This is a genomic window from Prevotella sp. PTAC (genome assembly GCF_013166535.1).
GTDB lineage: Bacteria > Bacteroidota > Bacteroidia > Bacteroidales > Bacteroidaceae > Prevotella.
This window is the reverse complement of record NZ_JABKKK010000001.1, coordinates 341570-354075: the sequence shown is the minus strand read 5'-3', so window position 1 is coordinate 354075 and position 12506 is coordinate 341570. Positions and strand designations below refer to the sequence as shown.

The following is a 12506-nucleotide window of genomic DNA, read 5'->3' as shown; positions in this document are numbered from 1 at the left end:
ACATAAAATGCGACATCTCCTGTATCATAAAATATAATAACAATGGAATTAGTATTTACAATCTTTGTCGGAGTAGTTATCGGAGCCGTTGATGCACTCCCGATGTTTCTCAAAAAAATGGATAAGGCAAACTGTTGGTCTGCTTTCGTCCAGTATGTGGTGGTAACTTTCATTATATTCAACACCACACTTCCACAGTTGAATGTCAGCAACTTTTTATCTGGTCCGATTGTATCAGTCTTAATGGCTCTGCCTATGGTGGTTATGATTGCCAAGAACGAAAAGAAAGCTGTTCCGATTGTGCTTGTCAATGCGGTTGTTTTAGGGTTGCTCATAGCGGTAATCAAGCATTTCAGTGCATCGTGGTTTGTATGAAACAGATAATAGCGACTTCTGATAGCATCGCTGCTTGTGGTTTATACTGTGGTGCTTGTCGCAAATTCTTGTCCGGAAAATGTCCCGGATGCAAGAATAACGAGAAAGCATCGTGGTGTAAAATCCGCCAATGTTGCATAAGCAAAGGTTATCATACCTGTGCCGAATGTGAGCGTGACGTAAGAGAATGTAAAATCTATTCCAACTTTATAAGCAAAGTGTTTGCGTTGCTCTTCAATTCTGACCGTCCGGCATGTATTAGCTATATAAGGGCACATGGAGAGATTGCGTATGCAAAAGAAATGAGCATAAGAAAATGTCAAACCATAAAACGCAAATAATATGAAATTAGTGTATTTGATAATTTTGTCATTATCTATAATGCTGTTCTCCTGCGATAAGCATTCCTGTTTTGAACTCTATGGCAAATGGCGGATTATAGAGTATAAATGTATCGCTACTTCTTGTCCAATAGGTCTTTCACAAGTCGCAGATGGGGGTGATTATTCACTTGAATTTGGTAATCAAGGAATCATAACCTGCAATACCGGCTGCAATTTGGGGTCCAGTAGATATACCGTTAATGGTAGTAAATTGACATTCTCGGAAACAACATTTACGGAAAAGGCTTGTGAAGATATACTTATGGAAGAAAGTGTGAAGCACATTCTTCCCGTAATAAAAGCTTTTGAGATCAAGAATGATTCTGTCTTGTTTCTGAAAGACGCAGACAGTCATATATTGATGAAACTTACAAAATAATTGATGTATCCTAATATAGCCATCAGTGTTGATACGTCGTCATTCGATTATACGACATGGTTTTATTTTCAATCGTAAAAATAATGGTTCACTACGCTTTTTTAATATAGTAATCATAAACAAGTAAATTAACATGAAAGAACAAAGTAAAAAGTCTTCTCTTTTTTTGAAGGGAAGCAACACCTAACCCACTTTGCTACTGAACAGGATGTGGCAGAAGAATTATTTGAGTTACTCTCCGAAGCGAGAGAACTCTATCTTCAGGATGTAATTGCAGATGGCAAGCGGTATAGCCGCTATGTGGATGACTTCATCAACAGCCACCGTTACATAAACTGCAATAGTGTGGTTTGCCGAAATTGCCACGAGATGAACATCCACATCGCCAAAGGGCTTCTGACCGAATGTGCTCATCTTATCCAGTCTCTTTTTGTTGCCGCCGACTTTTCCTTTGAGAAGTGCATGGAGCTGCGGTGGCACTATAATCGGTCGGAACCGTTGCCGCCACCAGTCAAGCATCGTGCCGATGGGGAGACAAAAGCCCCGCCGCTTTCTTTCGGCTGCAATTTCACCCAAGAACAGATGACAGGTATTGTGTCTTGTGCCAATACTTATCATCTGTTTTGCGTTTCAGAGGTTTGCATCGAGGATATGGAAGCTCTCTTTTCCTGTAAAGAAGGCTTTCATATCCGAGTGAACAACCTCCGTCATGTAGTTATCCTTTTCGATGCACTTCTCGAAAATTCCTTCATCCAATCCCGCTGGCAGTCTGTTCTGGACAAAGGGCGGTTCCTGCAATCCAAGGACGGCACACGGTTCATTACCGCTTCCAATCTTTCATCGGCACTCTCCGCTGTCAGAAACAACAAGACAGCGGTCATCTACAGTATCAGACGAGCCATCAGCCAGTTGAAAGAAAGTGTGAATAAATCCACCATGTGAAAGATAAAAGAGTGAGAGTTAGAATGATACTTGCATAGTATCACGCCGATAATTCTCACTCCTTTATCGGCATATCATACCTTTGTCCTCCGTTATCAGCACGTCGATAACGGAGGCACAATCCTATTGTCAAACTTTAATTAAAAACATATGCCGAACAGACTAACTTTCATGGAGCGGATGAGCGAACGGATCACCGCCCTTGAATCGGTTCTTAAAAAGCTGGAACCGGTTGAAAATATCTTGGAACGGATGGATTTGTTGGAGAAAAGCATTTATTCGACAAAACGGGTCTTTACGTTTCAGGATGCCTGTATGTATATCGGGGTTTCCGACAGTATGCTGTACAAACTCACGGCGAACAAAGAGATTCCGCATTACAAGCCGCGTGGCAAAATGATTTACTTTGCCAAGGAAGAACTGGATGAATGGCTTTTACAGAACCATGAACCGACTGCAGACGATGCCATACGCATGGCGACCGAAACTGCAACGACACAACCATTCTTAAAACAAAGACGCTATGGAAAACGAAAGAAGGACTGATTATAACACAGGTGCAGGACTTGAGGAACATAAGTTGCTGGATATTCTTGCCGCTTCCCAGATCAGGGCGACCGATACCTACGAAACGCCCCCGCAAATCATCTGGATAGACAATTCAACGATAGCCACGCTTGGCAATTTCAGTGCTTCGACCGGTAAGGCCAAGTCGAAAAAGACATTCAATGTCTCGGCACTTGTCGCCGCATCGTTGGCAGGGCGACAGGTATTGAATTACCGGGCGCATCTGCCCGAAGGAAAGCGCAGAATCTTGTACGTTGATACGGAACAAAGCCGTTTTCACTGTCATACGGTCTTGGAACGCATCTTACGACTGGCAGGACTGCCCACGAAAACCGATAACGAGAACCTCGACTTCATTTGTCTAAGAGAATATACTCCGGCGGTACGTATTGAAGTCATTGACTATGCCCTACGTCAGAACAAAGGCTACGGTCTGGTCATCATCGACGGCATCCGCGACCTGATGCTCGACATCAATAATGCCGGTGAATCGGTGGAAGTCATCAACAAGATGATGGAGTGGTCTTCCCTGTATGATCTGCATATCCATTGTGTGCTCCATCTTAACAAAGGGGACAACAATGTACGGGGGCATATCGGCACGGAGATGAGCAATAAGGCGGAAACCGTATTGGTCATCAGCAAAAGCAATGACAACCCAAACATCAGCGAGGTCCACGCATTGCATATCCGCGAAAAAGAGTTCAAGCCCTTTGCTTTTACCGTTGATGACAACGGATTGCCTGTCATGGCTGAAAACCATTCGTTCAACGGGGAAATCAAACATAAATCCCGGATGAGTTTCATGGACTTATCCATAGAGCAGCACCGGGAAGCCCTTGCCGCCGCTTTTGGAGACAAGCCCATCAAAGGATTCGAGAATGTATTGGAAGCTCTCATGGCTTCCTATGCCGCTATCGGGTTCAAACGGGGTCGAAGTGTCATGGTAAAGTTGCTGCAATACCTGACCGACAATCTTAAACTTATTATCAAGCGGGATAAGCTATTTTATAATGACATGACACCTACCGAGGTCATGCTTTTCGATGAAGAATGAGACTGCGGCAAATCTGTCTCGGATATAACTGAAAGAAAAATGACCATAGCAGAAGCAAAACAAGTGCGTATCGTGGATTTTCTGGCACAGCTCGGCCACCATGCACAGCATATAAAGTCGGAACAATACTGGTACTTCTCACCGTTACGGAACGAGCGTACCCCGTCGTTCAAGGTAAATGACCGAATCAATGAATGGTACGATTTCGGTGAGGCGACCGGCGGCGACCTGGTGGAACTGGTAAAATACATTTGCCGGACGGACAGCGTAAGCGAGGCATTGGCGTATATCGAGAGGCTTGTAAATGGCGCATCACTACCGAGAACCCGTATGCCGACCGCTCCTCCCCGACCGGTGGAGGCTGAAATGAAAGACGTGATTGTGATTCCACTCCGTCATCACGCCCTGTTCTCTTACCTCCAATCCCGGCTTATAGATTCGGACATCAGCCGTATGTATTGCAAGGAGGTGCATTACGAACTGCGAGGCCATCATTACTTTGCTCTCGCATTCGGCAATATCTCAGGCGGTTACGAGGTGCGCAACGCCTATTACAAGGGATGCCTGAACAACAAGGACATCTCATTGATAAGACATCTAACAGAAGAGACACAGGAAAACGTCTGTGTCTTCGAGGGATTCATGGATTTTCTTTCTTATATGACACTGAAACTGGCAGGCGACCGGACGGTCTGTCTTGCCATACCATGCGACTACCTCGTGATGAACTCGGTAAACAATTTGAAAAAGACGCTGGCACGTTTACAGGAGTATTCGGACATTCACTGTTATCTCGACAATGACCTTGCCGGGCAGAGAACCACAGAGACCATTGCCGGGATGTATGGCGGACGTGTCAGCGATGAATCCTGCCACTATGCGGAATACAAAGACCTGAACGACTACCTGCGCGGAAAGAAACGCTGATATTCAATGTTCTCTTTTGCCACCTAAAGCTCTCCACCACGAGGGCTTTTTTTATGCCCCGATTTCTCCATTTCCCTCCATGGAGACTGCAATATAGTACGATTTAATAGTTCGATTTTTGAAACTTACACAAATCTCATTAACGAAATAGATGTTTAATGCTCAATTATTTTATGGTTTTATATTTCGTGCGTTTCTTTGCAAAATCATACTAATACAAATTTTAATATTCATACTAAATACATGAACTCATATTTCATTTTTGCCATTGTCCTGACGGTTGCCTACATCATTTACTACGCCGTCATCATAGCGCATGATCTCTACGGGAAAAAGGGAACGGACAAACCGGACGAGGAGGTTTTCGACCTCGGCGCACCGGACGAGGAAGAGAGTGTGGCTGTCACGGAAAGCGAGACCGGCTTCAGTATCGGTAGCGAGAACTACGATACGGAAAGTACGGCTACCTCTTCCGAAACATCCCCTGAGGAGGACGTCAAGGACAAACAGGGAACGGCGCAGGAGAAGCTGGAACGCCTGAAGGCCGAGGCGGAGGAACAGATGGAAGATACCACGCCTTACCTGTCGGACGCACGCACGTCGGAGGAGATGTACAAGGCTATGATTTCCAAGGGACGGTTAGACAACCGACCGGAAATAAAGTGGAACCCAATTCAAGACCGGTTGTGAGATGTCGAAAGCTAAAAAGATTCTATGTGCGCTGTGCCTCCCGTTCCCCTACACGACTTTTGCCAAAAGCGGCAGCGTGAACTATAGCTGGGGAGCGGACGCGTTGGCCACGATGCACGACTTCGTGGTGACGATGATGCTCTATGTCCAGTATATCTGTTGCGCTATCGCCGGAGTTTACGTCATCGTGTCCGTCTGTCAGATATACATCAAGATGAACACGGGCGAGGACGGCATCACCAAGTCGATAATGACGCTTGTAGGTGCGTGCCTGTTCCTGATCGGGGCATTCTATGTTTTCCCGGCTTTCTTCGGCTACCGCATATAACCTTACTTGTATCAGGTCGCAGACAAATAAAGTATTCACTAAAAAAGTAAACGTATGTTTCAGAAAACCAAACAACTGTGCCGCAAGGCATTCGGATTCGTCAACAGAATCCCCACCAAAGTAATGATGTTCTCTTTCATGCTGCTGTCCGGCATGGTGGCGAAAGCGCAGAACTCCGCAGGCGACTATTCCGCCGGTACGAGCGCATTATCCACTGTCGCGGAGGAGATTGCCAAGTATGTGCCTATTATGGTGAAATTGTGCTACGCCATTGCCGGCGTTGTGGCCATCGTGGGTGCAATCTCGGTATATATCGCCATGAACAACGAGGAGCAGGACGTCAAGAAGAAGATCATGATGGTCGTGGGAGCCTGTATCTTCCTCATTGCGGCGGCCAAGGCGTTGCCTCTGTTCTTCGGTATTGCCGCTTAAACATCAAGGATAAGTATGAAAGGCAAGGACGAACGCTATCCGGACTACCCGCTGTTCAAGGGACTGCAACGGCCTCTTGAGTTTTTGGGCATCCAAGGCCGGTATATATATTGGGCGGCGGTGACGACGTGCGGAGCCATTGTCGGCTTTGTCGCCGCCTACTGCCTGCTCGGTTTCATTGCCGGGCTTGTCGTGCTGGCAGCCGTCGTATCGGCCGGTATCGTGCTCATCCTCCTCAAACAGCGGAAAGGACTGCATAGCAAGAAGGTCGTTCCGGGTGTGTATGTGTATGCCCACTCGCGCAAGATCTGACGAAAGAAAAACCATCACGGCAATGTGCATGGCTTTATTGATTGTTGAACGCGGGTGGGTTTGTCTTGAAGCAAGGCGAACCTGCCCCTATTTAATTACACGTATATCGAAATGACCCTATACATCATTTTATGTTTTGTCGCTTTGTGCGCGGGTATGGCCTTGTCGGTCTATGCGTTCGGTACGGGCGGCAAGCGCAAGCGAATCTTTCAGGACATCTATTTCTCGGCGGAGGAAACGGACGGTGTGGGTGTGCTGTACACCAAGACCGGCGAATATTCCGCCGTACTTAAGATAGAGAATCCGGTACAGAAATATTCGGCGGACATTGACAGTTACTACGACTTCACACACTTGTTCACCGCCCTTGCGCAGACGTTGGGCGAAGGGTACGCCATCCACAAGCAGGACATCTTCGTCAGGAAACAGTTTGCGAGCGAACCGACTGACGGTCAGGAGTTCCTGTCTTCATCCTATTTTCGTTATTTCAAGGGACGTCCTTACACGGACAGCCTTTGCTACCTGACCATCACGCAAGAGGCGAAGAAAAGCCGTCTGTTCTCGTTCGATAGCAAAAAGTGGCGCGACTTCCTTGTGAAAATCCGTAAAGTGCACGACCAGTTACGTGACGGCGGCGTACAGGCCAGATTCCTGAACAAAGCCGAAGCGAGCGAGTACGTCGATCGTTACTTCGCCATGAACTTCAAAGACCGCACCGTGTCGATGACGAACTTCAAGGCGGACGATGAAACCGTGTCGATGGGCGACAAACGCTGCAAGGTGTACAGCCTTGTGGATGTGGACTGCGCCGCACTGCCCTCGATGATACGTCCGTACACGAATATCGAGGTCAACAACACGGAAATGCCCGTCGATTTGGTGTCGGTGGTGGACAGCATCCCGAACGCCGAGACAGTGGTCTATAACCAAATCATCTTCCTGCCCAACCAGAAGCGTGAGCTGTCGCTGCTCGACAAAAAGAAGAACCGCCACGCGAGCATTCCCAATCCGAACAACCAGATGGCGGTCGAGGACATCAAGCGTGTGCAGGAAGTCATCGCCCGTGAGAGCAAGCAACTGGTATATACACACTTCAACATGGTGGTGGCCGTGTCTGCCGGTGCAGACCTGCAAAAGTGTACGAACCACTTGGAAAACGCTTTCGGGCGTATGGGTATCCATATCAGCAAGCGGGCATACAACCAACTGGAACTGTTCGTCGGTTCGTTTCCGGGCAACTGCTACACGCTCAATGAGGAATACGACCGTTTCCTGACCCTTTCCGATGCGGCGATGTGCCTGATGTACAAGGAGCGTGTGCTGCACAGCGAGGAAACGCCGCTGAAGATTTACTACACCGACCGTCAGGGCGTGCCGGTGGCTATCGACATCACGGGAAAAGAGGGAAAGAATAAACTGACTGATAATTCCAATTTTTTCTGTTTGGGGCCTTCGGGCAGCGGCAAGAGTTTTCATATGAACTCGGTCGTGCGCCAGCTCCATGAGCAGGGAACGGATGTGGTGATGGTCGATACGGGGAACTCATACGAGGGACTGTGCGAGTATCTGGGCGGCAAGTATATCTCCTATACCGAGGAACGGCCTATTACGATGAATCCGTTTCGCATCAACCGGGAGGAATACAATATCGAGAAGATAGACTTCCTCAAGAACCTTATCCTGATGATTTGGAAAGGGTCGGACAGCCAGATTCCCGAAATCGAGTTCCGCATTGTCGAGCAGATAATCATAGACTACTATGATGCCTATTTCAACGGATTTACAAGATACACCGACGAGCAACGGGAGGTACTGCTGAAAAACCTGTTTGCGGCGGCCAGCCGAAAGAACCCAAACAAACCACCCAGAGAGGTGGATGAGATGGTGCGCAAACAGATAGAGGTGCTTGAGGCACGGCGGGCGGCTCTCAAAGTGTCGGAACTGAACTTCAACTCATTCTTTGACTACTCATTCGACCGTCTGGAGCAGATCTGCACCGAAAATGACATCACGACAATCAGCTACTCGACCTATTCGACCATGCTGCAGCCGTTCTACAAGGGAGGCGCGTATGAGAAGATTCTCAATGAGAATGTGGATTCGGCACTGTTTGACGAGACATTCATCGTCTTTGAAGTGGATGCAATCAAGGAAAACAAGAAACTGTTTCCCATTGTCACACTGATTATCATGGACGTGTTCCTGCAGAAAATGCGCATCAAGAAGAACCGTAAAGTCCTTGTCATCGAAGAGGCGTGGAAGGCCATTGCCAGCCCGCTCATGGCGGAATACATCAAGTTCATGTACAAGACCGCCCGTAAGTTTTGGGCTTCTGTCGGCGTGGTGACGCAGGAGATACAGGACATCATCGGCAGCGAAATCGTGAAGGAGGCCATCATCAACAACTCGGACGTGGTGATGCTGCTTGACCAGAGCAAGTTCAAGGAACGCTTTGACGAAATCCGAAAGATTCTTGGTCTGACCGAGGTGGATTGCAAGAAGATATTTACCATCAACCGCTTGGAGAACAAGGATGGGCGCAGCTTCTTCCGCGAAGTGTTTATCCGTCGGGGGACGACCAGCGGCGTGTACGGCGTGGAAGAGCCGCACGAGTGCTACATGACCTACACGACCGAACGGGCGGAAAAGGAGGCACTGAAGCTTTACAAGAAGGAACTTCGGTGCAGCCATCAGGAAGCTATCGAGGCATATTGCCGGGACTGGGATGCCAGCGGTATCGGGAAGTCCCTGCCTTTTGCACAAAAAGTAAACGAGACGGGGCGTGTGCTCAACCTCCGTCCCGTGCATGAATCCAAATAAACATTGCAGCCATGAAACGACTACTCCTTATCCTGACCATCGCCTCGGTCACACTCTGCCAGACGGTTCACGCCCAGTATTACAGCGTGAACTACGACACCCGTACCGTTGCGGCGATGGTGGCCGCCTTCGGTACGGAAGCGGTCGCCGAAGGGTACTACCGGGAGCAGGTCGATGACGTCCTCAAGCACTACACGGCAGCGGAGGTCGCTACCGCCGGGATATTCGCGGCCAAGTTCTTGGAGCATAAAGCCCTGAGCGACCTCGGCATCTGGAACAGCCGTACGGAAAACTACTACTACCGGCGCATCTACCGGATGGTGGCGGAGAAAATCATGCCCAAGATATGGGTGGTGGCGAAGCAGATGCTCCATTCGCCGCAAACGGCTATCTATTGGGGCAGTTACCTGATGAAAGTCTGCGATGATACCAAAAGTCTGTGTATGCAGTTCGAGAGCGTGGTGACCAACAGCACGCTGACCTTTTCGGACATCGCCTTTCTCGAAATCAATCCGGAAATTGCCCCCTTGCTGAAACTCTCCGAAACGGGAAACATCGACTGGCAGCGGATGATGGACAACTTCGCCCGCATACCGGGCAACTTCACCCACGAGAACCTGAAAAGCGACCTCGACAACCTTTATAACATGGGGGTCGGCCTTGCAACGGCAGGCATTGCCAATCTTGGTGACGCCCTGTTGCAAAGCAGCTCGTTCCATGACCTGCTGGGTGGAAAGGTTGAAGAAATCGGCAACCTGTATGAACACTACGGGAGTCTATTCGAGCAGGCGGAACATGACATCGGCGGCTTGCTGATTGACATGGTGGGTGGTCCGGACAACGTGGCCGGTCTGTTCAACTTCAGCAACTACAACCTCACGGCATGGATGACCGACTACCTGGACGAAGCGATGGGGAACTATTACACGCAGCGGTGGTACATTGCCCGGCGTGACCAAGGGAGCGTATCGCTGTGCGACTACTATCCTCCGACGGACGACAACAGCATCCTGAACGGGGGCGCATGGGTGCGGTTCAACACGAGCGACCCGAATTTCTATCCTGATGCCTCGCAACGGGAACAGGTACTTGCCAACTCGGAAGGATATGCCGGTTGGTCAAGAAACCGCGTGCAGCAGTTGAACAACCAGAACGACGGGTTCAGCTACAGCATCAACTATTGGATGAGTGCCTATATCATCAGCAAGAAAAACAAGCAGACCAAAAAGGCATACGCATACGAAATCCATGTGAGCAAAAACTGGAACAAAGAAGAGGTCGTCTATGAGGAAGTCTTCGATTCCTACTCGATGGACTTGAACACGTTTCGGGCGCAACTGAATGTCCGGCTTGCGGAGTTCAACGAGAACGAGGACGGCTACACCTATTATATATCTTCCGGTGCGCGAAACTATTACCAAGCAACGGACGCAGCCAAATTGAAGGGATGCGAGAGCGTGACCATCAGCGTGACCTGTTCCGACGGGGTTACGCTCGGACAAGGCTCGACACAGTACAAGTGCCGCAAGTGCGGCAGCTCGTTGAATGCCCACACCAAGGAGTGCGCCATGCAGACCTCGGTGACGGAAAACGACCTCGACCTTTCGGAACTGGACGCGCTATTGAACGAGGCGAACAGCCAAGCGGCCAATATTGAAGCGCAAATCGGGGCATTGGAAAACGAGAACGCTGTCCTGCTGAAGAAAATCAGTACGGCGAGCATTGAGGATGCGACGACGTACCGGCAGCAGTACAACGCGAACAAGACACGGATAGACCGTCTGAAAGGCGAACTCGCGGAGTGGAAGAAGAAACAGTCCGACTATGCCCAAGCAAAGTCGGATGCCGCAGACGACAACAGCGTGGCGACGGATGACTATTACCGCATCCCTGCCATCATGCAGGACTGCAAGGCGGCATACGGTCTTACTTGGCAGGACGGCGGAGCATGGAACGGCTACTCGTATGTACGCAAGGCGACCATGCCGAATATCAACGGTATCATCACATTCAGGGCTACGGTCTCCATTGCCCGCAAGCCGAAATATTTTCTCGGCATAAAAATACACCGTACCATTATCCAAATCAAGTGGGAACTCACTTCGGAATATACGGACACACACGTCGCTGACGTGCTGACCCTTGATCCGGGACTTTCGGATGCGGAAAAGGCTAAACTGGTAAACGACCGGATAGCCGAAATCGCCCGTGAACATCCGTCCTGTAAAATCACGACGGAATACGCCCGCAGCGCACCGACGGAAGAAACACCATCAGGCGACGTGTACCATCTGCTGTGGTCAAGCGACCGCCTTGAGATAGCGCGAGAGGTGGACAGCAGAATCACCAAGATATATGCCGACTTGGTATCGCTGGAAAAGATGATGCACTACAAGCGGAGCATCCTTGACGTGATGAAGGATGTGCTGCCCGGACTGGACACGGACGAAGGCCGTAGGCTGACACTCGTGGAGGAATGCCATGACCGCTGGGTGGAGAATGCACGGACGCTTCGGAGCGGCAACAGCAGGAATAGCAGAAAGGAGGTACGGCCATGAAACGTACCATACAGATTGCCGTCGTGCTGTTCGCCCTGCTGCCCGGTATCGCCAAGGCGCAGTGGACTTTCGATATAGTCTCCGTCGAAGCCTACATCAACGACCACAAGAAGCAGCGCAGCCTGCTGTTGGCTCGTAGCACCTTGGAGTACAGCAACAAGCTGTTGCACGAGTACAGCTGTAAAGAAGTTGGGGACTATAAAGAGTTGAATATTGACCTTGACAAATACACCCGTGCGTTCGATGCCATCGACGTCATGTACCAGTCGTTGCGCACGGTGCTGAACGTCAAGAATACCTATACATCGGTCAGCGACCGTATCGGCGACTATAAATCGTTGTTGGAGGATTTCAATGCGAAGATCTTGAAACGTGGACGCATCGAATCCGCAGATACCCTGATTATCTCCATCAATGCGAGGGGGCTGAGGGCGATTGCCCGTGAGGGGGAACAGCTCTACAAGTCCGTGAGCGACCTCGTGCTGTATGCCACCGGAGCGGCCGCCTGCTCGACCTCCGACCTGCTGATGGTGTTGGAGGCCATCAACCGCTCATTGGACAACATCGAGCGGCATCTGAACCGGGCCTATTTCGAGACATGGCGGTACATTCAAGTGCGCATCGGCTATTGGAAAGCAAAGGTATATCGCTCCCGCACCATGCGGGAGATTCTCGATGACGCCTTCGGGCGTTGGCGCGGAGCCGGAAGACTGGATTATTAACGACAAAAAGAGAA

14 protein-coding genes are annotated in these 12506 nt (G+C 49.6%); all 14 read left to right on the top strand.

Annotated features, from left to right (window positions below):
* The first annotated feature begins 42 nt into the window (after positions 1 to 42).
* On the top strand, positions 43 to 375 hold the full coding sequence (locus tag HPS53_RS01610) for a hypothetical protein (RefSeq protein WP_107031744.1): 333 nt from the start codon (positions 43 to 45) through the stop codon (positions 373 to 375).
* Positions 372 to 716, top strand: a complete 345-nt coding sequence (locus HPS53_RS12555) for a DUF3795 domain-containing protein (RefSeq protein WP_107031743.1) — start codon at positions 372 to 374, stop codon at positions 714 to 716. The genes HPS53_RS01610 and HPS53_RS12555 overlap by 4 nt, the downstream gene beginning before the upstream one ends.
* A gap of 1 nt (position 717) precedes the next feature.
* Entirely contained in the window at positions 718 to 1137 is a 420-nt protein-coding gene (locus HPS53_RS01605) for an META domain-containing protein (RefSeq protein WP_107031742.1), read from the top strand.
* Positions 1138 to 1347: 210 nt separating this feature from the next.
* On the top strand, positions 1348 to 2079 hold the full coding sequence (locus tag HPS53_RS01600; RefSeq protein WP_107031741.1) for a hypothetical protein: 732 nt from the start codon (positions 1348 to 1350) through the stop codon (positions 2077 to 2079).
* 150 nt (positions 2080 to 2229) lie between these two features.
* On the top strand, positions 2230 to 2625 hold the full coding sequence (locus HPS53_RS01595; protein WP_107031740.1) for a helix-turn-helix domain-containing protein: 396 nt from the start codon (positions 2230 to 2232) through the stop codon (positions 2623 to 2625).
* Positions 2603 to 3703 (top strand): AAA family ATPase, encoded by a 1101-nt coding sequence (locus tag HPS53_RS01590; RefSeq protein ID WP_107031739.1) that lies wholly within the window; start codon positions 2603 to 2605, stop codon positions 3701 to 3703. The genes HPS53_RS01595 and HPS53_RS01590 overlap by 23 nt, the downstream gene beginning before the upstream one ends.
* A 39-nt stretch (positions 3704 to 3742) precedes the next feature.
* The gene (locus HPS53_RS01585) at positions 3743 to 4630 is read left to right on the top strand and encodes a toprim domain-containing protein (protein WP_107031738.1); all 888 of its coding nucleotides are present in this window, start codon (positions 3743 to 3745) and stop codon (positions 4628 to 4630) included.
* Between the two features lie 243 nt (positions 4631 to 4873).
* Positions 4874 to 5320: a hypothetical protein gene (locus tag HPS53_RS01580; RefSeq protein ID WP_107031737.1), complete on the top strand. Its 447-nt coding sequence runs from the start codon at positions 4874 to 4876 to the stop codon at positions 5318 to 5320.
* Position 5321: 1 nt separating this feature from the next.
* Positions 5322 to 5648 carry a DUF4134 domain-containing protein gene (locus HPS53_RS01575; RefSeq protein ID WP_107031736.1) on the top strand — a complete coding sequence of 109 codons (327 nt, stop codon included), beginning with the start codon at positions 5322 to 5324 and terminating at the stop codon, positions 5646 to 5648.
* 54 nt (positions 5649 to 5702) lie between these two features.
* A complete protein-coding gene (locus HPS53_RS01570; protein WP_008669756.1) occupies positions 5703 to 6080 on the top strand; it encodes a DUF4134 domain-containing protein in 378 nt (125 codons plus the stop codon).
* A 15-nt stretch (positions 6081 to 6095) separates the two neighbouring features.
* A complete protein-coding gene (locus HPS53_RS01565) occupies positions 6096 to 6392 on the top strand; it encodes a DUF4133 domain-containing protein (RefSeq protein WP_004320446.1) in 297 nt (98 codons plus the stop codon).
* A 111-nt stretch (positions 6393 to 6503) separates the two neighbouring features.
* Complete coding sequence (locus HPS53_RS01560) at positions 6504 to 9212, top strand: conjugal transfer protein TraG (RefSeq protein ID WP_107031735.1); 2709 nt, start codon at positions 6504 to 6506, stop codon at positions 9210 to 9212.
* 11 nt (positions 9213 to 9223) lie between these two features.
* A complete protein-coding gene (locus HPS53_RS01555; RefSeq protein ID WP_107031734.1) occupies positions 9224 to 11770 on the top strand; it encodes a hypothetical protein in 2547 nt (848 codons plus the stop codon).
* Positions 11767 to 12492 (top strand): hypothetical protein, encoded by a 726-nt coding sequence (locus HPS53_RS01550; protein WP_107031733.1) that lies wholly within the window; start codon positions 11767 to 11769, stop codon positions 12490 to 12492. Before HPS53_RS01555 ends, HPS53_RS01550 begins: the two co-directional genes overlap by 4 nt.
* The last annotated feature ends 14 nt before the right edge of the window (positions 12493 to 12506 follow it).

Coding starts and splice junctions, on each gene's coding strand:
- HPS53_RS01610 (WP_107031744.1), top strand. CDS start 43: ATGGAATTAGTATTTACAATCTTTGTCGGAGTAGTTATCGGAGCCGTT.
- HPS53_RS12555 (WP_107031743.1), top strand. CDS start 372: ATGAAACAGATAATAGCGACTTCTGATAGCATCGCTGCTTGTGGTTTA.
- HPS53_RS01605 (WP_107031742.1), top strand. CDS start 718: ATGAAATTAGTGTATTTGATAATTTTGTCATTATCTATAATGCTGTTC.
- HPS53_RS01595 (WP_107031740.1), top strand. CDS start 2,230: ATGCCGAACAGACTAACTTTCATGGAGCGGATGAGCGAACGGATCACC.
- HPS53_RS01590 (WP_107031739.1), top strand. CDS start 2,603: ATGGAAAACGAAAGAAGGACTGATTATAACACAGGTGCAGGACTTGAG.
- HPS53_RS01585 (WP_107031738.1), top strand. CDS start 3,743: ATGACCATAGCAGAAGCAAAACAAGTGCGTATCGTGGATTTTCTGGCA.
- HPS53_RS01580 (WP_107031737.1), top strand. CDS start 4,874: ATGAACTCATATTTCATTTTTGCCATTGTCCTGACGGTTGCCTACATC.
- HPS53_RS01575 (WP_107031736.1), top strand. CDS start 5,322: ATGTCGAAAGCTAAAAAGATTCTATGTGCGCTGTGCCTCCCGTTCCCC.
- HPS53_RS01570 (WP_008669756.1), top strand. CDS start 5,703: ATGTTTCAGAAAACCAAACAACTGTGCCGCAAGGCATTCGGATTCGTC.
- HPS53_RS01565 (WP_004320446.1), top strand. CDS start 6,096: ATGAAAGGCAAGGACGAACGCTATCCGGACTACCCGCTGTTCAAGGGA.
- HPS53_RS01560 (WP_107031735.1), top strand. CDS start 6,504: ATGACCCTATACATCATTTTATGTTTTGTCGCTTTGTGCGCGGGTATG.
- HPS53_RS01555 (WP_107031734.1), top strand. CDS start 9,224: ATGAAACGACTACTCCTTATCCTGACCATCGCCTCGGTCACACTCTGC.
- HPS53_RS01550 (WP_107031733.1), top strand. CDS start 11,767: ATGAAACGTACCATACAGATTGCCGTCGTGCTGTTCGCCCTGCTGCCC.